Source organism: Pseudomonas sp. CFII64 (assembly GCF_000416235.1).
Classification (GTDB): domain Bacteria; phylum Pseudomonadota; class Gammaproteobacteria; order Pseudomonadales; family Pseudomonadaceae; genus Aquipseudomonas.
The window spans coordinates 303850-326779 of the sequence record NZ_ATLO01000049.1; the positions used below are offsets into that span (position 1 = coordinate 303850).

19 protein-coding genes are annotated in these 22930 nt (G+C 59.7%); 10 read left to right on the forward strand and 9 right to left on the reverse strand.

The features are described 5' to 3' along the window. Positions 1 to 154 precede the first annotated feature (154 nt). The 8 genes from phaZ to CFII64_RS24385 form a co-directional block, all read right to left on the reverse strand. The gene (phaZ, locus tag CFII64_RS24350) at positions 155 to 1009 is read right to left on the reverse strand and encodes a poly(3-hydroxyalkanoate) depolymerase (protein WP_020293525.1); all 855 of its coding nucleotides are present in this window, start codon (positions 1007 to 1009) and stop codon (positions 155 to 157) included. A 148-nt stretch (positions 1010 to 1157) separates the two neighbouring features. Beyond that, complete coding sequence (gene phaC / locus CFII64_RS24355) at positions 1158 to 2837, reverse strand: class II poly(R)-hydroxyalkanoic acid synthase (protein ID WP_020293526.1); 1680 nt, start codon at positions 2835 to 2837, stop codon at positions 1158 to 1160. 365 nt (positions 2838 to 3202) lie between these two features. Further along, positions 3203 to 3580, reverse strand: coding sequence for a gamma-butyrobetaine hydroxylase-like domain-containing protein (locus CFII64_RS24360; RefSeq protein WP_020293527.1), 378 nt, complete (start codon positions 3578 to 3580; stop codon positions 3203 to 3205). Positions 3581 to 3682: 102 nt separating this feature from the next. Continuing rightward, positions 3683 to 5020 carry an HslU--HslV peptidase ATPase subunit gene (gene hslU, locus CFII64_RS24365; RefSeq protein ID WP_020293528.1) on the reverse strand — a complete coding sequence of 446 codons (1338 nt, stop codon included), beginning with the start codon at positions 5018 to 5020 and terminating at the stop codon, positions 3683 to 3685. Between the two features lie 67 nt (positions 5021 to 5087). Continuing rightward, positions 5088 to 5618: an ATP-dependent protease subunit HslV gene (gene hslV, locus CFII64_RS24370; RefSeq protein ID WP_020293529.1), complete on the reverse strand. Its 531-nt coding sequence runs from the start codon at positions 5616 to 5618 to the stop codon at positions 5088 to 5090. Positions 5619 to 5908: 290 nt separating this feature from the next. Further along, a complete protein-coding gene (locus tag CFII64_RS24375) occupies positions 5909 to 6598 on the reverse strand; it encodes an SPOR domain-containing protein (RefSeq protein ID WP_020293530.1) in 690 nt (229 codons plus the stop codon). Between the two features lies 1 nt (position 6599). After that, entirely contained in the window at positions 6600 to 8336 is a 1737-nt protein-coding gene (gene argS, locus CFII64_RS24380; RefSeq protein WP_020293531.1) for an arginine--tRNA ligase, read from the reverse strand. A gap of 222 nt (positions 8337 to 8558) precedes the next feature. Next, positions 8559 to 10778, reverse strand: coding sequence for a primosomal protein N' (locus CFII64_RS24385; RefSeq protein ID WP_020293532.1), 2220 nt, complete (start codon positions 10776 to 10778; stop codon positions 8559 to 8561). 168 nt (positions 10779 to 10946) lie between these two features. Between CFII64_RS24385 and rpmE the strand changes: the two genes are divergently transcribed. From rpmE to CFII64_RS24400, 3 genes are all read left to right on the forward strand, one after another. Then, positions 10947 to 11180, forward strand: coding sequence for a 50S ribosomal protein L31 (gene rpmE / locus CFII64_RS24390; protein WP_020293533.1), 234 nt, complete (start codon positions 10947 to 10949; stop codon positions 11178 to 11180). Positions 11181 to 11203: 23 nt separating this feature from the next. After that, positions 11204 to 11998 (forward strand): thermonuclease family protein, encoded by a 795-nt coding sequence (locus CFII64_RS24395; protein WP_020293534.1) that lies wholly within the window; start codon positions 11204 to 11206, stop codon positions 11996 to 11998. A gap of 159 nt (positions 11999 to 12157) precedes the next feature. Further along, entirely contained in the window at positions 12158 to 13426 is a 1269-nt protein-coding gene (locus tag CFII64_RS24400) for a malic enzyme-like NAD(P)-binding protein (RefSeq protein WP_020293535.1), read from the forward strand. A 162-nt stretch (positions 13427 to 13588) separates the two neighbouring features. On the opposite strand, the gene CFII64_RS24405 is transcribed toward CFII64_RS24400, so the two are convergent. Then, the gene (locus CFII64_RS24405; protein WP_371106468.1) at positions 13589 to 16048 is read right to left on the reverse strand and encodes a penicillin-binding protein 1A; all 2460 of its coding nucleotides are present in this window, start codon (positions 16046 to 16048) and stop codon (positions 13589 to 13591) included. A gap of 209 nt (positions 16049 to 16257) precedes the next feature. Between CFII64_RS24405 and CFII64_RS24410 the strand changes: the two genes are divergently transcribed. The 7 genes from CFII64_RS24410 (at position 16258) to aroB (ending at position 22929) form a co-directional block, all read left to right on the forward strand. Then, entirely contained in the window at positions 16258 to 17322 is a 1065-nt protein-coding gene (locus tag CFII64_RS24410) for a pilus assembly protein PilM (RefSeq protein WP_020293537.1), read from the forward strand. Beyond that, positions 17322 to 17888 (forward strand): PilN domain-containing protein, encoded by a 567-nt coding sequence (locus tag CFII64_RS24415; RefSeq protein ID WP_020293538.1) that lies wholly within the window; start codon positions 17322 to 17324, stop codon positions 17886 to 17888. Before CFII64_RS24410 ends, CFII64_RS24415 begins: the two co-directional genes overlap by 1 nt. Continuing rightward, entirely contained in the window at positions 17885 to 18508 is a 624-nt protein-coding gene (gene pilO / locus CFII64_RS24420) for a type 4a pilus biogenesis protein PilO (protein WP_020293539.1), read from the forward strand. Before CFII64_RS24415 ends, pilO begins: the two co-directional genes overlap by 4 nt. Continuing rightward, entirely contained in the window at positions 18505 to 19032 is a 528-nt protein-coding gene (locus tag CFII64_RS24425) for a pilus assembly protein PilP (protein ID WP_020293540.1), read from the forward strand. Before pilO ends, CFII64_RS24425 begins: the two co-directional genes overlap by 4 nt. 56 nt (positions 19033 to 19088) lie before the next feature. Then, on the forward strand, positions 19089 to 21173 hold the full coding sequence (gene pilQ / locus CFII64_RS24430; RefSeq protein WP_020293541.1) for a type IV pilus secretin PilQ: 2085 nt from the start codon (positions 19089 to 19091) through the stop codon (positions 21171 to 21173). Between the two features lie 4 nt (positions 21174 to 21177). After that, positions 21178 to 21696, forward strand: coding sequence for a shikimate kinase AroK (aroK, locus tag CFII64_RS24435; RefSeq protein WP_044901649.1), 519 nt, complete (start codon positions 21178 to 21180; stop codon positions 21694 to 21696). A gap of 129 nt (positions 21697 to 21825) precedes the next feature. Further along, on the forward strand, positions 21826 to 22929 hold the full coding sequence (aroB, locus tag CFII64_RS24440) for a 3-dehydroquinate synthase (RefSeq protein WP_020293543.1): 1104 nt from the start codon (positions 21826 to 21828) through the stop codon (positions 22927 to 22929). Position 22930 lies beyond the last annotated feature (1 nt).

The following is a 22930-nucleotide window of genomic DNA, read 5'->3' on the forward strand; positions in this document are numbered from 1 at the left end:
CGTACCATCGAACCAATACAGCTACGCAAGCCCCTGTCCGAGCGGGCTTGCGTCGTTCTGCGCTGTGCGAAACTCCGATCTTCGCGTGCAGTCAGTGAAGCGTCTTGCCAATCGTGAATCGTGAACCTTGAGTGGTGGATTAAAGACGATGAATTCAGCGCGCGCTGGGCGCGGGGTGTGGATGCATGACGGCGCGCTGCCGTTCCTGCTCCAGAAATTTCATGATGATGGGCGCCACGGCTTCAGCCCGGGTGATCAAAAACAAATGACCGTCATCGATTATGTGTAGCTGGGCGTTGGGTATCCGCCAGGCCAGCAGTCGCATGTTGATCAGCGGGATCAGCGGATCGTCGTCACCGGCCAGCACCAGCGTTGGCTGATGGATCTTGTGCAGCCAGTGAATGCTGGTCCAGCCCATGCCCGCGAATAACTGCCAGTAATATCCCAGCTTGCCGGACGAGCGAACCTTGGCCGCATGATTCGCCGCCAGGTGCGGATCGCGCCGAAAAGCACCGCCGTAGATTTCCGGCGCGATGCGAATCACATGGGACGGCTGGATATAACGCCGCGGGCTGGCCATCAACCACAGCACGCGGGGTTTGCCCGGCACCATGACCGCGCCTGCCGCCGTAGCCGCCAGCACCAGCTTTTTGCAGCGCTCGGGATAATCGTAGGCGAACTGTTGGGCCAGCGCGCCGCCCCATGAAACGCCGATGACGTTGACCTGACCGTAATCCAGATAATCGAGCATCCGCGCCGCCAGTTTGGCCAGGCCGGGAAAGCGATACGGGCGACTTGGCGTGGAAGAACCACCGACGCCCGGCACATCGAACGCGATCACTTCCAGATCCGGGTCCAGCGCATCGACGAACGGAAACACCAACTCCAGGTTGGCACCGATGCCGTTGAAAATCAGCAAGGGTGTCAAATGAGGTTTGCCGGGGCGCACTGCGGTGCGAATGCTGTGACCATTCAAATCAATGGTGCGAAAAATAAACGGTTGCGGCATGCGCGAAAGCCCATTTGGATTTTTGAGAAGCTCGCCCTGTAGGACCGGATTCATCCGGGAAGAGGCCCGTATAGCCGCTGCATTTTCGTCGTCGCAAATGCCGCCTTCCCGGATAAATCCGGTCCCACAATAGCCAAAACACTAGCTGTCAGCGCTCGTGTACATAAGTCCCCGGTGACGCCTCGCCCGCCGGCCAGGTTTTATTGCCCAGTTGCGTCGGGGTCTTTTTCAGCTTGCCCGAACGCTCGGCCTGCCAGGCTTGCCAGTGCAGCCACCAGGAATCGGTGTGTTTGGTGCCGTTTTCTTGCCAGACTTTTGGGTCTGCGGGCATATCGGTATTGGTCATGTAGCGCGACTTGGGGTTGCCCGGCGGGTTGAGAATGCTCTGTATGTGACCGCTGCTGGACAGCACGAATTCAGTCTTGCCGCCAAACAACTGCGCCGACTTGTAGCAGGACAACCAAGGCGTGATGTGGTCGTTGGTCCCGGCCAGACAGAACACGTCGCTGGTGACCTGCTTGAGGTCAATCGGCGTGCCGCAGACTTCCAGGGCGTTGGGCCGAATCAGCGGATTGTTCTTGAACATCTCGATCAGGTCGCCATGAAACGCCGCCGGCAGACGCGTGGTGTCGTTGTTCCAGAACAGGATGTCGAAAACCGGCGGTTCGTTGCCCAGCAGGTAATTGTTGACCCAGTAATTCCAGATCAGATCGTTGGGGCGCATCCAGGCGAAGACCTTGGCCATGTCGCGTCCTTCCAGCACGCCCGCCTGATAGGAATGGCGCTTGGCCGATTCCAGGGTTTGCTCGTCGACAAACAGCGCCACATCGCTGTCCAGCGTGGTATCGAGGACGCTGACCAGCAACGTCAGGGCGTGAACCTTCTGTTCGCCCAGCGCGGCGTAATGCCCCAGCAGCGCGGTGCAGGTGATGCCGCCGGAACAGGCGCCCAGCATGTTGATGTCTTTGCTGCCAGTGATGGCCATGACCACTTCCACCGCGTCCTTGAGGGCGTCGATGTACGTCGAAAGGCCCCATTCGCGCTGGGCCTTGGTCGGGTTGCGCCAGCTGACGATAAAGGTCTGCACCTGACTGCGCAGGCAGAAACGCGCGAGGCTCTTTTCCGGGCTCAGATCGAATACGTAGAACTTGTTGATTTGCGGCGGCACGACCAGCAGCGGCCGCTCATGCACCTGCTCGGTGATCGGCTTGTACTGGATCAGCTCCAGCACGTCATTGCGATAGACCACGGCGCCTTCGGTGGTGCCCAGACTCTTGCCGACTTCGAAAGCGTCCATGTTGACCTGGCTCGGCATGCCGCCGTTGTGGACCAGATCCTTGGCCAGATGCGACAAACCATCGAGCACGCTTTTGCCACCCGTTTCGAAGAAGCGCTTGACCGCGGCGGGGTTGGCCGCACTGTTGGTGGGCGACATGGCTTCGGTCAGCAGATTGATCACAAAGTGACCACGACTGATGTCCTGCGCTGACAGATTGCTGGAGCCGACCCAGTCATGCAGCTCTTTGCGCCAGGCCAGATACGTTTGCAGATAACGGCGATACAGCGGGTTCTGGCTCCAGGCCGGATCGAGAAAACGCCGGTCGTCGCTGTCCGGTTGCAGGGCCGATTTGCCCAGCAATACGTTTTTGAGTTCGAGGCCAAAATGCGCGACATGTTTGGCGCTGTGCCAGGGTTGCTTGAGCGCCTGACGCAAGACGGTCCGCGCAGTGCTGAGTAAATCCTTACGACGCAAGCCCACCACGGGATTGAGTCCCAGGGTGTGTTCAGAAGCTTGCTTTTGCAGGTCATCGTTGCTTTTGCTACTCATCTACGACGCTCCATTGTCCTGAGACGAGCGCTGACTTCCCTGTGAAAAAAACAGCGCCACAGGCTAATGCCAGCACTAATGCTCGGGTTACCGATGATGGCTAAACACACGTGTTCCAAGGGGATCCGGCAACGCCACCGTCTTGCGCGTCTGAACAGCTGCGCTCCCTGCGACGGTTTACGATGCACACCCTTTGTGCTGCATGTTTTTCAATGCAGGGAACTTGCCAGAGTCATTGGTTACGCGAGATTTCAAAAATTCGCAAGCAGCGCCAGTCATTGGCCGCTGCGCGGAACATTGAAACAAAAGGAATTAGAAAGCGCGTCCTAAAACGCCCGGCGGCCAGGAGCTGCGGGCTAGAGCGATCACAGCATCAGCTTGACGATTTGCTCGGCAGGATCGCGGGATTTGCCGGCGTTTTTCAGCTCCAGCAAATAATCGTCCCAGAGGGATTCCTGGCGTTGCGCCAGTTGATAGAGATATTCCCAGGTGAACAATCCGCTGTCATGACCGTCATCGAAGGTCAATTTCAGTGCGTACTGACCGGCCGGTTCGACCTTGCTCAAACCAACACCGAGCTTGCCGAATTGCAGGATCGGTTTGCCATGGCCCTGAACCTCGGCGGAAGGCGAATGCACCCGCAAAAATTCAGCCGGCAGATGATATTCCTCGTCGGGCCCGTACTTCAGTGTCAGGGTTTTCGAGGCTTTGTGGAGCTGGATGGCGGTGGGGAGTTTGGTCATAGGAGGCAGCGTAAAGCTGCAAGCCACAAGCTGCAAGAGGGAGCCGCGAAGCTCCGAGCCACAAGCCGATCAGCTTGTAGCTTGGAGCTTGCGACTCGAAGCTTAAAGAATATACCGCGACAGATCTTCGTCGTTCGCCAGTTCACCCAGGTGACTGTTGACGTAGTCGGCATCGATCCGGATCAGCTCTGCACCCGGCGCGCTGGCCAGGTCACCGGCGCTGAACGACACTTCTTCGAGCAGGCGCTCAAGCAAGGTGTGCAGGCGGCGGGCACCGATGTTCTCGGTCTTCTCGTTCACTTGCCAGGCAATCTCGGCGATGCGCTTGATGCCGTCCGGCTGGAACTCGATGTTCAAACCTTCGGTCTTGAGCAGCGCGCAGTATTGTTCGGTCAACGACGCATGAGGCTCGCTGAGGATGCGTTCGAAATCCTGCGGCGTCAGGGCCTTGAGTTCGACGCGAATCGGCAGGCGACCTTGCAGCTCGGGCACCAGATCGCTCGGCTTGCTCAAATGGAACGCACCGGACGCGATGAACAGGATGTGGTCAGTCTTGACCATGCCCAGCTTGGTGTTGACCGTGCAGCCTTCGATCAGCGGCAGCAAGTCGCGCTGCACGCCTTCGCGGGAAACGTCGACGCCGCCGGAATTACCGCGCTTGGCGACCTTGTCGATTTCGTCGATGAACACGATGCCGTGCTGCTCGACGGCTTCCAGCGCCTTGGCTTTGAGTTCTTCTTCGTTGACGAGGCGCCCGGCCTCTTCTTCGCGCACCAGTTTCAGTGCTTCCTTGACCTTGAGCTTGCGGCTCTTCTTCTTGCCCTTGCCCATGTTGGCGAACAGGCTTTGCAGCTGATTGGTCATCTCTTCCATGCCCGGCGGCGCAGAAATATCGACACCGACGGATTCGCTGATCTCGATTTCGATTTCCTTGTCGTCCAGCTGGCCCTCGCGCAGGCGCTTGCGGAACAGCTGGCGCGTGTTGGAATCGCTGGCCGGCAGGGCGTCTTCATTGAAACCGGCGCGGGCTGGCGGCAACAGAGCATCGAGAATGCGTTCTTCAGCGGCGTCTTCGGCGCGATGGCGCACCTTGACGATTTCCTGCTCGCGCAACAGCTTGATGGCGGCGTCGGCGAGGTCGCGGATGATCGACTCCACGTCGCGGCCGACATAGCCGACTTCGGTGAACTTGGTCGCTTCAACCTTGATGAACGGCGCGTTGGCCAGCTTGGCCAGGCGACGGGCGATTTCGGTCTTGCCGACACCGGTCGGACCGATCATCAGGATGTTCTTGGGTGTCACTTCAACGCGCAGCTCTTCGGGCAGCTGCATCCGGCGCCAGCGGTTACGCAAGGCGATGGCGACGGCGCGCTTGGCATCGTCCTGGCCGATGATATGGCGATTGAGTTCGTGGACGATTTCACGGGGAGTCATTGACATGGTAGTTGGCGGCCCTCCAGCTGAATCGAGGTCTGCATGGCCGCTCACGGGAGCGGCCAAGGCAGGCTCATTCAGCGAGGTCCTGCTCCTCAATGGTGATGTTGTGGTTGGTGAACACGCAGATATCGCCAGCGATATGCAATGCGGTTTCGGCGATTTCACGGGCCGACAGTTCAGTCTTGAGCAGCAGGGCGCGGGCGGCGGCCTGTGCGTAAGGTCCGCCGGAACCCATGGCGATCAAGCCATCTTCGGGCTCAACGACGTCGCCGTTACCGGTGATGATCAACGAAGCGTCTTTGTTGGCAACGGCCAGCATGGCCTCAAGACGGCTGAGGGAACGGTCGGTACGCCATTCTTTGGCGAGTTCGACGGCGGCACGCACCAGATGACCTTGGTGCTTCTCAAGTTGCCCTTCGAAGCGTTCGAAAAGAGTGAACGCATCGGCTGTGGCCCCGGCGAAACCGGCGATCACTTCACCATGGTAGAGACGACGCACTTTTTTCGCGTTGCCTTTCATGACGGTGTTGCCCAGAGAAACCTGGCCGTCGCCAGCCATGACGACTTTGCCGTGGCGGCGCACTGAAACGATGGTGGTCAAGGGGAGAGTCTCCACGCAGCGGGGCGAAAATGCCCTGTGCAAACTCATATGGGGGTGGGGAAGGGTATTTCAACCTTGAGCAAGGTTGGGGGATGAATGGTGTTGAACGAAATCATCCCATTGGACCAACGCATGACTGGCTGTAGTGGGGCGGACTCGTTTTGTAGGACCGGCGTTGGCCGGGAGGACGACGGTGCGTCCACAGCCGTTCTGTCATAAGAACGACCGCTCTCCCGGCTGAAGCCGGTCCTACAGTATGGACAGATTCAGTGTGCCGCGTGCCCCGGCGATTACTTACTGCGCTGCTGCAACAACAGGTTACTAAACCCGCCGCCCGCCAATTGCTTCTGGGCAACGGTCAGCTGTTCGCGGTTGCTGAACGGTCCGACCAATACGCGGTACCAGGTTTCTTCCTTGACCGTACCCGATTCAACGCCAGCCGTTTGTCCCAGCAAAATGATCTGCGCACGTACTTTGTCCGCATCCTCTTTCTTGCGGAACGAGCCCGCTTGCAGGAAGAACTGCGTAACCGCGGCAGGTTTGGCAACCGGTGGCGGCGGTGGCGGAGTCAGGCCGCTGAGTGCTGCCTGGGCCCGTGCCGTATCAATTTTTGCGGCTTGCTCCGGCGTCACCGGAACCACCGGCGCGACCACCGCAGGCGGGGTTTTTTCCGGCACGGCTTCGTTGGGCACGATGACTTCCGATTCCGGCAGCAGCGTATAGAAATCGTACTTGGGCTTGACCGGTGCAGTCGGGCTCGGCGGCGTCTTGTTCGCTTCGGCGATCTTGGCTGCCTTGGCATCGGCCTTGACCCGCTTGACGTCTTCGCCACCCGGTTCGAGCTTCATCAGGAACACGACGAACGCACCCACGCTCAGGCCAATTACCAGCCACAACCATCCAGGAATCGCCTTCTTCGCGGGTGCCTGATGACGGCTGGCGCCGCGCTTGGGAGCCGGTTTCTTCTTCGCAACTGCCAACTTACATACGCTCCAGAGTTTCCAGGCCCAAGAGATCCAGGCCTTGCTTGAGGGTGCGGCCGGTCAGGGCAGCAAGGCGCAGACGGCTTTGTTGTTGATCCGCATTGTCGGCGCCGAGGATCGGACAGTTCTCGTAAAAACTGGAGAACAGACCCGCCAAATCATAGATGTACGCACAGAGTACGTGAGGCGTGCCTTTTTCGGCGACGTTATTCAGGATTTCGCCGAACTGGGCCAGACGCGCCGCCAGCTCGGTTTCCTGGGGCGCCTGCAACACGATCTGGCCTTTGCTGGCGTCGAACGGCGTGCCGAGCTTGCGGAACACACCGGCCACGCGGGTGTAGGCATAAAGCAGATACGGCGCGGTGTTGCCTTCGAAACTGAGCATCTGCTCGAAGTTGAAGCTGTAATCGCTGGCGCGGTGCTTGGACAGGTCGGCGTATTTCACCGCACTGATGCCCACGGCCTTGGCGATGGTGCGCAATTCGTCCTCGGCCAGCTCCGGGTTCTTCTCTTTAACCAGTGCATAGGCGCGTTCTTTGGCTTCATCAAGCAAGTCGATCAGCTTCACGGTGCCGCCGTCGCGGGTCTTGAACGGGCGGCCGTCGGCGCCGTTCATAGTGCCGAAACCCATGTGTTCCAGTTGCATGCCGTCGTGGACAAAACCGGCCTTGCGGGCCACTTCGAACACTTGCTGGAAGTGCAGCGCCTGACGCTGATCGACGAAATACAGCGCACGATCGGCTTTCAACACCTTGCTGCGATAGCGAATCGCCGCGAGGTCAGTGGTGGCGTAAAGATAACCACCGCCTGCCTTTTGCACGATCACTGGCAGCGGCGTGCCTTCGGCGGTCTTGAATTCTTCGAGGAACACGCACTGCGCGCCGTTGCTTTCCACCAGCAGGCCAGTGGCCTTCAGATCGGCGACCACATTGGCCAGATCATCGTTGTAGGCGCTTTCGCCCATCACGTCGGCCGGGGTCAGCTTGACGTTCAGCAGGTCATAGACTTTCTGGCAGTGAGAAAGCGAGATGTCCTTGAATTTTGTCCACAGGCTCAGGCATTCGGCGTCGCCCGCCTGCAACTTGACCACCAGGCCACGCGCGCGCTCGGCGAATTCTTCGGACTCGTCGAAGCGTTTTTTCGCTGCGCGGTAGAAATCTTCCAGATCGGACAACTCATCACTGGCAGCCGGCTGTTCCTGCAAATACGCCAGCAACATGCCGAATTGCGTGCCCCAGTCGCCGACGTGGTTCTGACGAATCACAGTGTCGCCAAGGAACTCAAGGACATTGGCCACGCCATCGCCGATGATCGTCGAGCGCAAGTGACCGACGTGCATTTCCTTGGCCAGATTCGGCGCGGAAAGATCCACCACAGTGCGTTGGATCGGGCCTGCTTTGTGGATCGACAATTTCGCATCGGCCAACGCGGCATCCAGGCGCGCCGCCAAAGCCTGGGTGTTCTGGAAGAAGTTGAGGAAGCCTGGACCGGCGATCTCCACGTTGCTGACCTGCTCGTCGGCAGGCAGCGCGGCAATGAGTTTTTCGGCCAGGTCACGCGGCTTCATGCCGGCCGGCTTGGCGAGCATCATCGCGATATTGCTGGCGAAATCGCCGTGGGTCTTGTCCTTGGCGTTTTCCACCTGAATCGACGGCGACAGCCCTTCTGGCAAGACGCCTTCGTTGACGAGGCGGGTCAGTGCTTGTTGGATCAGCTGGCGAATGGTGTCTTTCATGGTGCTCTCTTCGACCGCAAGCGCGGCAGCGCCTGGATGCGCGGGTGGAAAAACTGGGCATTATCCGTTGCCGGAGCCACCTTGCCAACCGCGATGGATGTGCGGTTGTAAATCACCATTGAAATGCAATGCTCTCCGTAGGACCGGCTTCAGCCGGGAGGATCACGGGTGACTGAAGAATGGCCCTCCCGGCTGAAGCCGGTCCTGCGGGGTCGCTGCAAATCAATAAAGATCCACCGGATCCACATCCAGCGACCACCTGACCTGGCGTCCGCTGGGCATTTGCTCCAGCGCCAGCAGCCAGGAACTCAGCAGCCGATGCAGTGGTGCGCGGGCGCTGGCCTGCACCAGCAGTTGCGCGCGATAGCGTCCGGCGCGGCGTTCCATCGGCGCCGGGACCGGGCCCAGCAGCTCGATGCCGCCCAACTGCATGTCGATCAACAGTTGCTCGGCTTCGGCGCAGGCTTCGTCGAGGAAACCTTCCGCCTGACCCGGCTTGTGCGCCTCGGCACGCAGCAGCGCCAAGTGGGAAAACGGCGGCAGACCAGCGGCGCGGCGTTCACTCAAGGCTTGCTCGGCAAAGGCGAAGTAACCTTGCTCGGTGAGCTGAATCAGCAACGGATGCTCAGCCAGATGCGTCTGGATGATCACCCGCCCAGGCTCTTCGGCGCGACCGGCACGCCCCGCGACCTGCACGATCAACTGCGCCATGCGCTCACTGGCGCGGAAGTCGCCGGAGAACAAGCCGCCGTCGGCATCGAGGATCGAGACCAGCGTGACTCGGGGAAAATGGTGCCCTTTGGCAAGCATCTGCGTGCCCACCAGAATGCACGGCTGGCCGCGCTGAATCGTCGCGAACAGCTGATTCATGGCGTCCTTGCGCGAGGTGCTGTCGCGGTCGACGCGCAGCACCGGGAAATCGGGAAACAGGATGCCCAGCCGCTCCTCGGCGCGTTCGGTCCCGGCACCGACCGGGCGCAAATCCACCTTGCCGCACGACGGGCATTGACGTGGCACGCGCTCGACGTGGCCGCAGTGATGGCAGCGCAACTCGCCGGAGCGCTGATGCACCGTCATCCGCGCATCGCAACGCGGGCAGCCGGACAGCCAGCCGCAGTCGTGGCACAGCAAGGTCGGCGCAAAGCCGCGTCGATTGAGGAACACCAGCACCTGTTGCCCGGCGGCCAGCGTCTGGCCGATGGCCTGCTGCATCGGACCGGAAATGCCGCTGTCCAGCGGGCGGCTTTTTACATCCAGACGCAGGAATTTCGGCTGTTGCGCGCCACCCGCACGCTCATTGAGGCGCAACAGGCCATAACGACCGGTGTAGGCGTTGTGCAGGCTTTCCAGCGAGGGCGTCGCGGAACCGAGCACGATGGGAATGTTTTCCTGCCGCGCGCGCACCAATGCCAGGTCCCGGGCGTGATAACGCAAACCTTCCTGCTGTTTATAGGAGCCGTCGTGTTCCTCGTCGATGATGATCAAGCCGGGATTCTTCATCGGCGTGAACAGCGCCGAACGGGTGCCGATAATAATGTCGGCATCGCCGTCGCGGGCGGCAATCCAGGCGTCCAGGCGCTCCCGGTCGTTGACCGCCGAATGCACCAGCGCGATGCGCGCATTGAAACGCTGCTCGAACCGCGCCAGGGTTTGCGGGCCGAGGTTGATCTCCGGGATCAGCACCAGCGCCTGCTTGCCGGCTTCGAGGGTTTCGCGAATCAGCTGCAGATAGACTTCGGTCTTGCCGCTGCCCGTGACTCCAGCCAGCAGGAATGCATGAAAACTGTCAAAGCCCGCGCGAATGGCTTCATACGCTGCGCGTTGTTCGGTGTTGAGCGGCAATTCCGGCTGAGCCAGCCAGTGCTCGTGACGTGGCGTCGGCGCGTGGCTGCGCACCTCGACCTCCACCAGCTGTTTGGCCAGCAGCAGATTCAGGCTTTCCTTATTAAGCATCAATTTGCTGAGCAACTGATGCGCCACGCCGTGGGGATGCTGGGCGAGTGTGGTCAACGCTTCACGTTGCTTGGGCGCGCGGGCGATGCGCGGGTCGTCGATACTGGCGCCGGATGCCGCTTGCCAGAAGCGCTCCTGGCGTGATTCGGCGAGTTCGCCCTGGCGCAGCAAGACGGGCAGCGCCCAGCTCAAGGTGTCGCCGAGGCTGTGCTGGTAATACTGGGACGTCCACAGGCACAGCTTGAACAACGCGGGCGGTAACGGCGCATGCTGGTCGAGGATGGTAATGGCCGGCTTGAGCTTTTCGGCGGGGACTTCGCTGTGATCGGCGACTTCTATCAGGATGCCGATCATTTCCCGACGGCCGAACGGCACCCGCACGCGCATGCCAGGTTCCAATGCGCTGCGCAGCACTCCGGCGGGGGCGCGGTAGTCGAACAGACGACGCAATGGCGAGGGCAGGGCAAGGCGCAAAATGGCGTCGGGCACGCGGGGGTTTTCCTGTTACGGAGTATGACGGATGCGCGATCTTAGCAGACGACCGGTTTAAACGGCTGCTTGCGTGTTCTGCATTCTCTGGTACTATCCGCAGCACTAATTACGTGCGGTATTCGACAATAGTGTTGGATGGCGGCACGCTAGCCCGAGGAAGTACCGATGAAAGCTGATATCCATCCAGTTTACGAAGCCATTGACGCTACTTGCAGCTGCGGCAATGTCATCAAAACTCGCTCCACACTTGCCAAGCCGCTGAGCCTGGACGTGTGCAACGAATGCCACCCGTTCTACACCGGTAAGCAGAAGACTCTTGACGTCGGCGGTCGTGTTGACAAGTTCAAGTCGCGCTTCGGTGCTTTCGGCGCAACCAAAGCTCCTGCTGCTGCAGAGTAAGGTTGGCCGTTCTGGGATCTCCAATGGATTTCTCCAGGCTGCTTAAAAAGGCGTCCCTCGCGGGCGCCTTTTTTATGTCTGCGATTTGGCTGTCCAGCGCCCAGGCGCTGTGCCCGGCGCCCGCTTCCCTGCCGGTTTATCAGGTTGAGCGCGTGGTCGATGGCGACACGGTGCGCCTGACCGATGGTCGCAGCGTACGCATGATCGGCTTGAATACGCCGGAGACCGGCAAGCAAGGCCAGTCCGCCGAGCCATTCGCCGAAGTCGCCAAGCGCCGGTTGCAAGCGTTGGTCGCGGAAAATGACGGCCGGATCAGCCTGCAAGTGGGCGAGCAGGGCAAAGACCGTTACGGCCGGACGCTGGCCAATGTCTACGGGCGCAACGGCGCCAATCTTGAAGCGCAGTTGCTCAGCGAAGGCCTGGGTTATCTGGTGGCGGTCGCGCCCAATGTGGCGTTGGTGGGTTGTCAGCAGGCCGCCGAGCGCATTGCGCGGCAGAGTCGGCTTGGGCTGTGGCGTAATTCTCCAGTGCAGGCCGCGCAGCAGATCGATAAAGGCGGCTTCGCGGTGGTCGCGGGGCAAGTCATCGATGTGCAGCAAAACGGTGGCGGCCTGTGGATCGAGCTGCAGGGCGAATTGGTGCTGCGCATCGCGCCTGACCTTTTGAAACAATTCGACGTTGCGGCAGTTCGCCGCATGAAAGGCCAGCAGATCGAAGCTCGTGGCTGGATCATAGATCGCGCACGAGGTGGCGGCCTGGCTTCAGGGCAGTCGCGCTGGATGATGCCGATTACCCATCCGGCGATGCTTGGCCTGTAGCTCCAACGAATCTCCGGCGTACAAGTTGGCTCCTATTTAAGCGTAAAGTCGTAATCCTCGCCCCTTGACAGTAGTGACCGGCCAGTCTTGTTAGGACTTTGCATCTTGCGTATCCTCGGCGGTCCGTCTGTCCCACAGTAAAAAAAGCGGAATGCCCACATGTCTGATTTGAAAACTGCCGCGCTCGAATATCACGCCAACCCGCGTCCAGGGAAACTGAGCGTCGAACTCACCAAGCCAACCGCAACCGCTCGTGACCTGGCCCTGGCTTACAGCCCTGGCGTCGCTGAGCCGGTGCGTGAAATCGCCCGTGATCCCGAGCTGGCCTACAAATACACGGGCAAGGGCAACTTGGTAGCAGTCATTTCCGATGGCACCGCCATTCTCGGTCTGGGTAACCTGGGCCCACTGGCTTCCAAGCCAGTGATGGAAGGCAAGGGCGTTCTGTTCAAGCGTTTCGCCGGCATTGACGTGTTCGACATCGAAGTCGACTCGGAAAGCCCGCAAGCCTTCATCGATACCGTTAAACGCATCTCCATCACCTTCGGCGGCATCAACCTCGAAGACATCAAGGCGCCAGAATGCTTTGAGATCGAGAAAGCACTGATCGAACAATGCGACATCCCGGTTTTCCACGATGACCAGCACGGCACCGCGATTGTGACGGCGGCCGGCATGATCAACGCCCTGGAAATCGTCGGCAAGCGCCTGGAAGACGCCAAGATCGTCTGCCTGGGCGCTGGCGCTGCGGCCATCTCCTGCATGAAGTTGCTGGTGAGCATGGGCGCGAAAATCGAAAACATCTTCATGGTTGACCGCACCGGTGTGATCCACGCCGAGCGTACTGACCTGAACCAATACAAGGCGGTGTTCGCCCACGCCACTGAAAAGCGCACGCTGTCCGACGCCCTCGACGGCGCTGATGTGTTCGTCGGTCTGTCCGGCCCGAATCTGCTGAGTGCTGAAAACCTCAAGCTGATGGCCAAGGATCCAATCGTGTTCGCCTGCTCGAACCCGGACCCGGAAATCGCCCCGGAACTGGCCCACGCTACCCGCGACGACGTGATCATGGCGACCGGCCGTTCGGATTACCCGAACCAGGTCAACAACGTGCTGGGCTTCCCGTTCATCTTCCGTGGTGCTCTGGACGTTCGCGCCAAGCGCATCAACGAAGAAATGAAAATCGCTGCGGCCAATGCCTTGCGTGAACTGGCCAAGCTGCCTGTACCGCAGGAAGTGTGTGACGCCTACGGCGGTATCAAGCTGGAATTCGGTCGTGAGTACATCATCCCGAAGCCAATGGACACCCGCCTGCTCGGCCTGATCGCCGACGCAGTGGCCAAGGCTGCCATCGAAAGCGGCGTTGCCACCCTGCCGTATCCAAAGCACTACCCGCTGACCAGTGTTGATGACGTGTTTAACGGCTAAACGCTGATTCGGAAACACAAAAAACCCTGCAGCGATGCAGGGTTTTTTTGTGACCTCCATTTGTGGGGCCGGCTTTAGCCGGGAAGAGGCCGGTGCATCCTATGCACAAGTTGTGTCAGGAGTGCAGCCCTCCAGGCTAAAGCCAGTCCTACGGTTCTCGGTTCAGAACAAATCAATCGGCGCCGACTCGTCCGCTGGCAGCGGGCTGCCCGGTGCGCTGCCGCCGCCCAGTTCGTTGACGCTTGGCGGCGTGTCTTCGCTCTTGAACATCTCGAAGAACGCATTCGGCGTGCTTGGCGAAGCCGCGCGGCCGCTGATCGGGTCGACGCGCAGACTGAGGATGCCATCCGGCTCGGCCTGAACATGCGGCGGCTTGTCTTTCAACGCGGCGCTCATGTAGGTCATCCAGATCGGCAGCGCCACGGTACCGCCAAATTCATGACGTCCCAGGCTTTCCGGTTGGTCGAAGCCGGTCCAGACGGTGGTCACGTAATCGGCGTTATAGCCGGTGAACCAGGCATCCTTGGATTCGTTGGTGGTACCGGTCTTGCCCGCGATGTCCGGACGATTCATCGCCAGGGCGCGACGACCTGTGCCGCGCTTGATCACGTCCTGCAACATGCTGTTGAGGATGTAGGTGGTACGGCCATCGACAATCCGTTCGGCCACGGCCGGGGCTTTCGGATCGACCGGCGGTGTCGCCGGTGGCGGGCCTTCGGTCGAGGAGGTCACGAGCGCCGGGCCGTTGGCGACGGCAACCACTTTGGTGTCCGGGGCGATCTTGCTGTCGACGGCGGGCACGGTTGGCGGGTTGGCCTCGAACAGCGTGGCACCGTCGCGGCTTTCGATTTTCTGGATCAGGTACGGGCTGACTTTGTATCCGCCGTTGGCGAACGCACTCCAGCCGCTGACGATTTCCATCGGCGTCAGCGTTGCAGTACCCAGCGCCAGAGACAGGTTGCGCGGCAAGTCGTCCTTGTTGAAACCGAAACGGGTGATGTAGTTGATCGCGGTGTCGATGCCCAGTTGTTGCAGCAGGCGAATCGAAACCAGGTTGCGAGACTTGTACAACGCTTCGCGCAGGCGGATCGGGCCGAGGAAGGTGCCGGTGTCGTTCTTCGGACGCCAGACTTTATCCAGGTATTCGTCGACGAACACGATCGGTGCGTCGTTCACCAGGCTCGATGCGGTGTAACCGTTGTCCAGTGCCGCGCTATAAAGGAAGGGCTTGAAGCTCGAACCCGGTTGGCGCTTGGCCTGCATGGCACGGTTGTAGTTGCTCTGCTCAAAGGCAAAACCACCCACCAGGGCCCGGATCGCGCCGTTTTGCGGATCAAGGGAAACCAGCGCGCTTTGCGCCACAGGAATCTGGCTGAATTTCAGCGAGCCATTTTCCTGGCGTTGCAGGCGCACCAGATCACCAACATGAGCTACGTCAGCTGGTTGCTTTGGATTTGCGCCCAGACTGTTGGTGTTCAGATAAGGCCGCGCCCATTTCATGGTGGCCCACTCAACGGTTTCTTCCTGTTCGCCATTGCGGGTCAGCACGCGCAGGCCGGTCTTGTCGACCTGAGTCACGATGGCCGGCTCAAGGGTGCTGATGGTGCGCTGTTTTATCAGTTCCTGCGCCCAGGCCTCGCGAGTCATGGCCGGGAAGCGGCTTTCAGGGCCACGATAACCGTGGCGCTGGTCGTAATCGATCAAGCCGTCCTGAACCGCCTTGTTGGCGTGTTCCTGAAGGTCGCTTGGAACTGTAGTAGTGACGCGGAAGCCTTCGGTATAGGCTTCGCTGCCGTAACGGCCGACCATCTCGGCGCGGGCCATTTCGGCGATGTACGGCGCGTTAACTTCAGGCGTCGGTACGTGATAGCTGGCGTTGATTGGCTCGTTGAGCGCGGTCTGATAAGCGTTCTGGTCGATCTTGCCGAGCTTGAACATGCGGCCCAGGATCCAGTCGCGACGTTCTTTGGCGCGAACCGGGTTGGCCAGCGGGTTGAAGCGCGAAGGTGCCTTGGGCAGGCCGGCGATCATCGCCATCTGCGCCAGAGTTACGTCGCGGATGGATTTGCCGTAATACACCTGCGCGGCCGCCTCGATCCCGTAGGCGCGGTTGCCCAGGTAGATTTTGTTGACGTAGAGCTCAAGGATTTCATCCTTGGTAAGTTGGCGCTCAATTTGCAGGGCCAGAAGTATCTCGGTGGTTTTGCGCGAGAAACTGCGTTCGCTGGTCAGGAAATAGTTTTTCGCCACCTGCATGGTGATGGTACTGCCGCCTGATTGAATGTGGCCGCTCTTCACCAGTTGTGAAGCGGCACGCATCAGGCTGCCAGGGTCGACGCCGTAGTGATTGGCGAAGTTGTCATCCTCGGCGGACAGCAGGGCATTGATGAAGCTGGGCGGTATTTCGGCGAAACGGATTGGAGTGCGGCGCATTTCGCCAAATTCAGCAATCAATTTGCCGTCGCTGCTGTATACACGGAGCGGGATTTGCAGTTGGATACTGCGCAGCGCGTCTACCGAGGGCAGGCTTGGGCTCAAATAAAGGAATGCACCGCTCAAACCGAGCAACAGCCCGCAGAATATAGCGACGAGAGACCACCAGAAAAACTTCAGCAGGCGTATCAAGGCTTTTGGATTTCCAGAAAAAAGAATGGGTTAAGCGTAGGCCGTTACAATTGAACACGCCTTGAAGCTTGGTTAAACGAAAAAAACGCTGGGCATTATAAGCATTTTTCGTCCCCGAGCGTTATTTGCGCTACTGTCAAGACTGCCGACAGTGGCTTTGCACAGAAAATTATCCGTAAGTGACGGAAACTCATAGGAATTAGGTTGTGTTCGAACTCTTCAGTAAGAAGGCCAATACCCTTCTAGGGATCGATATAAGCTCCACCTCGGTAAAACTCCTTGAGTTGAGTCGTTCCGGCACCCGGTACAAGGTCGAGTCTTACGCGGTTGAACCGCTCCCGGCCAATGCCGTGGTCGAGAAAAATATTGCCGAACTCGAAGGTGTCGGCAATGCGTTGTCACGCGTGCTGATCAAGGCCAAGACCAACGTCAAAGGCGTCGCCGTTGCGGTAGCCGGATCGGCCGTGATCACCAAGACCATCGAGATGGACGCCGGTCTGTCCGACGACGACATGGAAAACCAGCTCAAGCTCGAAGCTGATCAATACATCCCTTATCCGCTTGAAGAAGTCGCCATCGATTTTGAAGTCCAGGGCTATTCGGTGCGCAATCCCGAGCGTGTCGAAGTGCTGCTTGCCGCCTGCCGCAAGGAAAACGTCGAAGTCCGCGAAGCTGCGCTGGCGCTGGCCGGGCTGAATGCCAAGGTCGTGGATGTCGAGGCCTACGCGCTGGAGCGCGCCTTCGGTCTGCTGTCGGCGCAACTGGGCAACGGCCACGATCAGCTGACCGTCGCTGTCGTCGATATCGGCGCAACCATGACCACCCTGAGCGTGCTGCACAACGGCCGCATCATCTATACCCGCGAACAGCTGTTCGGCGGGCGCCAGCTCACTGAGGAAATTCAGCGTCGCTACGGCCTCTCGATGGAAGAGGCCGGGCTGGCGAAGAAGCAGGGCGGTCTGCCCGACGATTACAACGCCGAGGTGTTGCAGCCGTTCAAGGATGCCGTGGTTCAACAGGTGACGCGTTCGCTGCAGTTCTTCTTTGCTGCCGGGCAATACAACTCGGTGGACTACATCATGCTGGCGGGCGGCACGGCCTCGATCGCCGGCCTCGACCATCTGATTCAGCAGCGCATCGGCACGCCGACGCTGGTGGCCAACCCGTTCGCCGACATGGCCCTGAGCGCCAAGGTCAACGCGGGCGCTCTGGCCAGCGATGCGCCCGCCCTGATGATCGCCTGCGGTCTGGCCCTGAGGAGTTTCGACTAATGGCCCGGATCAACCTTCTCCCCTGGCGCGAACAGCTTCGCGAAGAGCGCAAGAAACGCTTCCTGACCGCATTGGCCGGTGTGCTGGTCGCGGCGGTCGGTACGCTGCTGCTGGTCGATCAGTACGTCAGCAATGCCGTGACTCACCAGCTCGCGCGCAATGCCTTTATCCAGAAGGAAATCGTCCAGCTGGACGAGCGCATCAAGGAAATCAGCGAACTGCGCGCGCGCCGCAAACAGCTGCTGGAACGCATGAAGATCATTCAGGACTTGCAGGGCAACCGCCCGATCATTGGGCGAATCTTCGATCAGATGGCGCGCACGTTGCCTGATGGCGTGTATTTCTCTGAAGTGAAAATGACCGACAAGTTAATCAGCATCAACGGCGCGGCCGAATCCAACAACCGTGTTTCGGACCTGATGCGCAACCTTGATGCGTCCGACTGGCTGGAAGCGCCGGTGCTCAACGAGGTCAAGGCCAACGCCGACAACGCGACGGATCGGGCCAATTCCTTCCAGTTGACGGTACGCCAGACCCAGCCGGCGATTGAAGGAGCCAAGCCATGAATCTTTCGGAATCCCTGGAAGGGCTGCGGCGGATCGACATCAGTGAGCTGGACCTGAATAACCTCGGTTCGTGGCCTGCTGCGGTCAAGGGCATCGCGGGCGTGTTGCTGCTGGTTCTGGTGCTGGCTTTGGGTTACTTCTTTTTCATTCAGGACCTGGAAGTCCAGCTTGATGGCGCGCGCGCCCAGGAGGCCACGCTCAAGGAGCAGTTCACCACCAAGGCGTTCCAGGCCGCGAACCTGGTGCCTTACAAGACCCAGATGACCGAGATGGAAAACACCTTCGGCGCCTTGCTGCGTCAGCTGCCAAGTGACACCGAGGTGCCGGGGCTGCTTGAGGACATCACCCGTACCGGCTTGGGCAGCGGGCTGGAGTTCGAGGAAATCAAATTGCTGCCCGAAGAGGCCCAGCAGTTTTACATCGAACTGCCGATACAAATCACCGTGGTCGGCGCGTATCACGATCTGGCGACGTTCGTCAGTGGCGTCGCCAGCCTGCCGCGTATCGTCACCTTGCATGATTTCGACATCAAGCCGATGGACCCCAAGAGCCCGACCATGTTGCGCATGAGCATTCTGGCCAAGACCTACCGCTATAACGATCAAGGGCTGAAGAAATGAGGGCGCCGCGACTGTTGTCCATCGGCATCGTGCTGATGAGCCTGGCCGGTTGTGAGGGAGACAGCGCCTTCACCGACCTCAGCGCCTTCATGGACGAGGCCCGCGCACGGCCTTCGGGCACTATCGAACCGTTGCCCAAGTTTCGTCCTTACGAAGCCTTCACCTACAACGCGGCGAACCTGCGCAGTCCGTTTCAGCCGCCGATCAAGATCGATATGATCAACCGCCCGAAAGGCTCGCGTCTGGTCAAGCCCGATGACGCACGTCCTCGGCAGTTTCTCGAAGGATTCAATATCGAGTCGTTCGATATGGTCGGCACCATGGCCAACGATTCCGGTACCTTCGCCCTGCTCAAGGGCGCTGGCGGTGTACACCGCGTAAAAGTCGGGGATTACCTGGGACGCAACAATGGCCGGATCATCTCGATCAACGAAGCACAAGTCGATGTCATTGAAATAGTTCCTGATGGAGAGGGGGCATGGTTGGAAAGGCCGCGCAGTATTTCCCTGAAAGAACGCTCATGAAATGGGCCAAGCCAAGCACGCAACAGACCCTCGTGTCAGCAGGACGGAAATTGAACATGACTAGGATTCTCTCGATTATCGGCGTGTCGCTATGGATTGCGATGACGTCGCCGATTGTCCAGGCTGCCAACCTCAAAACGCTGGATGTCGCTGCGCTGCCGGGTGACCGGGTCGAGCTCAAGCTGACGTTCGACGCTCCCGTTCCTGCCCCGCGCGGCTACACCACCGAGCAGCCGGCACGTATCGCCCTGGATCTGCCGGGCGTGACCAGTCAGCTGGCAACCAAGACCCATGATCTGGGTACCGGCAACGCGCGCAGCGTGGTGGTCATCGAAACCAAGGATCGCACGCGCGTCATCATTAACCTGACGGCGCTGGCCCCTTACAGTTCGCGGGTCGAAGGCAACAAGCTGTTCGTCGTCATTGGTCAGGGCGCGGCGGCTGCCCAGGCATCGCAACCTTCCAGCGCCCAGGGCGCGACGCGCGTAGCGGTCCCGCCTCCTGCACCAAAGCCTTACGTGCCGGTGGGCAAGGCAGTGAAGAATGTCGATTTCCAGCGCGGCGAGCTGGGTGAAGGCAATGTGGTCATCGAACTGACCGATCCAAGCATCGCCCCGGATATCCAGGAGCAGGGCGGCAAGATTCGCGTCGATTTCCCCAAGACCCAGCTACCGGAACGACTCCGTGTGCGCCTGGACGTCAAAGACTTCGCGACTCCAGTGCAGTTCATCAATGCCAGTGCTTCCGGTGACAAGGCCAGCATCAGCATCGAGCCTTCCGGCGCATTCGACTATTCGGCGTACCAGACCGAAAACAAACTGACCATCAGCGTGCGGCCGTTGACCCACGAAGACCTGGATCGCCGCAATGCGGAAAAACCGGTCTACACCGGCGAGAAGCTGTCGCTTAACTTTCAGGACATCGACGTGCGCTCGGTGCTGCAACTGATCGCGGATTTCACCAGCCTCAATCTGGTGGCCAGTGACACGGTTGAAGGAAATATCACGTTGCGGTTGCAGAACGTTCCATGGGATCAAGCACTCGACCTGGTCTTGAGAACCAAAAGCCTGGATAAACGCCTCATTGGCAACGTCTTGATGATTGCCCCCGCTGCGGAAATATCTGCGCGCGAATTGCAGGAGATGGAGTCTGCAAAACATGTATCTGAGCTAGCGCCGCTGCGTCGAGAGCTGATGCAGGTGAATTACGCAAAGGCTAAAGACATCGCGGAACTTTTCAAGTCTGTAACGAAGCAGGAAGGTAACGCCGAAGACGGTCAGCAGGAGCGCGGCTCGATCACGGTCGATGATCGCACCAACAACATCATTGCCTACCAGACTCAGGATCGCCTCGACGAACTGCGCCGCATCGTTTCGCAGCTGGACATCCCGGTGCGTCAGGTGATGATCGAAGCGCGCATCGTCGAAGCGACGGTCGGTTACGACAAGGCGCTGGGCGTGCGCTGGGGCGGTTCGAGCACCAACGGCAACTTCACCGCGGGCGGCGGGACTGCCCAGCCGACGACGTTGACCGGCCAAAGCACCAGCGCACCTTATGTTGACCTCGGCGCTGCCGGCGCCACTTCCGGCATCGGCATCTCGTTCCTGACTGACAACACCACGCTTGACCTGGAACTGAGTGCCATGGAGAAGACCGGTAACGGCGAGATTGTCTCTCAACCGAAAGTGGTCACCTCCGACAAGGAAACCGCGAAAATCCTCAAAGGTACGGAAATCCCGTATCAGGAATCCAGCTCCAGCGGCGCGACCTCGGTATCGTTCAAGGAGGCTTCGCTGTCTCTGGAAGTGACCCCGCAGATCACTCCGGATAACCGCATCATCATGGAGGTCAAGGTGACCAAGGATGAGCCGGATTATCTGAACATGGTCAATGGTGTGCCGCCGATCAAGAAAAACGAGGTCAACGCCAAGGTGCTGGTTTCCGATGGCGAGACCATCGTGATCGGCGGAGTGTTCTCCAACACGCAAAGTAAAACCGTCGACAAGGTGCCATTTCTTGGCGATGTGCCGTATCTTGGCCGCCTTTTCCGGCGCGATGTGGTTTCAGAGGACAAAACCGAGCTGTTGGTGTTTCTCACTCCGCGTATCATGAACAACCAGGCGATTGCGGTGAGTCGTTGATTCTGTGCGAAATTTAATTCTTGTAGGACCGATGGGGGCTGGCAAAAGCACCATCGGTCGTTTGCTGGCTAAAGAGCTGAGGCTGCCGTTCAAGGATTCCGACAAGGAAATTGAACTGCGGACTGGGGCGAATATTCCCTGGATTTTCGACAAGGAAGGCGAGCCCGGCTTTCGCGACCGCGAGCAGGCGATGATTGCCGAACTCTGCGACAGTGACGGCATCGTCCTGGCGACAGGCGGCGGTGCAGTCATGCGCAGCGAAAACCGTCAGGCGCTGCATGCCGGTGGGCGTGTGGTGTATCTGCACGCGTCGGTCGAACAGCAGGTCGGACGCACGGCGCGTGATCGCAATCGTCCTTTGCTGCGCACCGGCAATCCAGCCCAAGTGCTGCGCGATCTGCTGGCGATCCGTGATCCGCTGTACCGGGAAATCGCCGACGTGGTGATTGAAACCGACGAGCGGCCGCCGCGAATGGTGGTGATTGACATCCTGGCGCGCTTGGCAGAGCTTCCTCCCCGTTAAAGCGCAGACGGAAATGCGCTATCCTCGGCGACCATAAAAAGCAGGGTCGTGACATGGCATTAAGCCATTTTTTACGCGGACGCCAAGATGCGTGCGCGAACACCCATTCGGTAATCAATGTGGGGACACATGCAGACACTTAAGGTCGAGCTTGGCGATCGGAGCTACCCGATTCACATTGGCGAAGGATTGCTGGATCGCCCTGAATTGCTGGCGCCGCATATCGTCGGCAGGCAGGTCGCGATTGTTTCCAATGCCACCGTCGCGCCGCTTTACCTTGAGCGACTGACGCGCACCCTGGCCGGCTATAACGTGCTGCCGGTCGTGCTTCCCGATGGCGAAGCCTTCAAGAATTGGGAAACCCTGCAAACCATTTTCGACGCGCTGCTCACTGCCCGCCATGATCGTCGTACGACGGTTATCGCGCTGGGCGGCGGTGTGATCGGCGACATGGCTGGCTTTGCTGCTGCGTGCTACCAGCGCGGCGTCAATTTCATCCAGATCCCGACCACGCTGCTGTCCCAGGTGGACTCATCGGTGGGCGGCAAGACCGGCATCAACCATCCGTTGGGCAAAAACATGGTCGGCGCGTTTTATCAGCCGGGCGTGGTCCTGATCGATACGACGACGCTCAATACCTTGCCGGAGCGCGAGCTGTCGGCGGGCCTGGCGGAAGTCATCAAATACGGCTTGATCTGCGATGAGCCGTTTCTGACCTGGCTCGAAGAAAACGTTGATCGCCTGCGCGGGCTGGATCAGGCCGCGCTGACCATCGCCATCGAACGTTCATGCGCCGCCAAGGCGCTGGTGGTCGGCGCCGATGAGCGTGAGTCGGGTGTGCGCGCTACGCTTAATCTCGGCCATACGTTCGGCCACGCCATTGAAACCCATATGGGCTACGGCGTCTGGCTGCACGGTGAAGCGGTTGCGGCGGGCACGGTCATGGCGCTGGAAATGTCCTCGCGCCTGGGCTGGATCAGCACCGAGGAGCGTGATCGTGGCATTCGCCTGTTCCAGCGCGCCGGTTTGCCGGTGGTGCCGCCAGAAGACATGACCGAAGACAATTTCCTCGAACATATGGCAATCGACAAAAAGGTGATCGACGGTCGCCTGCGTCTGGTGTTGCTGAGCCGGATCGGCGAAGCGGTGATCACCGACGAATATCCGAAAGAAGTATTACAGGCCACGCTGGTTGCGGATTACCGCGCTCTCGTGGATCAGCTTAGAGGTTAAC

Bases quoted from the DNA above. Each gene is read 5' to 3' on its own strand.
- phaZ (WP_020293525.1), bottom strand. From the start codon at position 1,009: ATGCCGCAACCGTTTATTTTTCGCACCATTGATTTGAATGGTCACAGC.
- phaC (WP_020293526.1), bottom strand. From the start codon at position 2,837: ATGAGTAGCAAAAGCAACGATGACCTGCAAAAGCAAGCTTCTGAACAC.
- CFII64_RS24360 (WP_020293527.1), bottom strand. From the start codon at position 3,580: ATGACCAAACTCCCCACCGCCATCCAGCTCCACAAAGCCTCGAAAACC.
- hslU (WP_020293528.1), bottom strand. From the start codon at position 5,020: ATGTCAATGACTCCCCGTGAAATCGTCCACGAACTCAATCGCCATATC.
- argS (WP_020293531.1), bottom strand. From the start codon at position 8,336: ATGAAAGACACCATTCGCCAGCTGATCCAACAAGCACTGACCCGCCTC.
- rpmE (WP_020293533.1), top strand. From the start codon at position 10,947: ATGAAAGCTGATATCCATCCAGTTTACGAAGCCATTGACGCTACTTGC.
- CFII64_RS24395 (WP_020293534.1), top strand. From the start codon at position 11,204: ATGGATTTCTCCAGGCTGCTTAAAAAGGCGTCCCTCGCGGGCGCCTTT.
- CFII64_RS24400 (WP_020293535.1), top strand. From the start codon at position 12,158: ATGTCTGATTTGAAAACTGCCGCGCTCGAATATCACGCCAACCCGCGT.
- CFII64_RS24415 (WP_020293538.1), top strand. From the start codon at position 17,322: ATGGCCCGGATCAACCTTCTCCCCTGGCGCGAACAGCTTCGCGAAGAG.
- pilO (WP_020293539.1), top strand. From the start codon at position 17,885: ATGAATCTTTCGGAATCCCTGGAAGGGCTGCGGCGGATCGACATCAGT.
- CFII64_RS24425 (WP_020293540.1), top strand. From the start codon at position 18,505: ATGAGGGCGCCGCGACTGTTGTCCATCGGCATCGTGCTGATGAGCCTG.
- pilQ (WP_020293541.1), top strand. From the start codon at position 19,089: ATGACTAGGATTCTCTCGATTATCGGCGTGTCGCTATGGATTGCGATG.
- aroB (WP_020293543.1), top strand. From the start codon at position 21,826: ATGCAGACACTTAAGGTCGAGCTTGGCGATCGGAGCTACCCGATTCAC.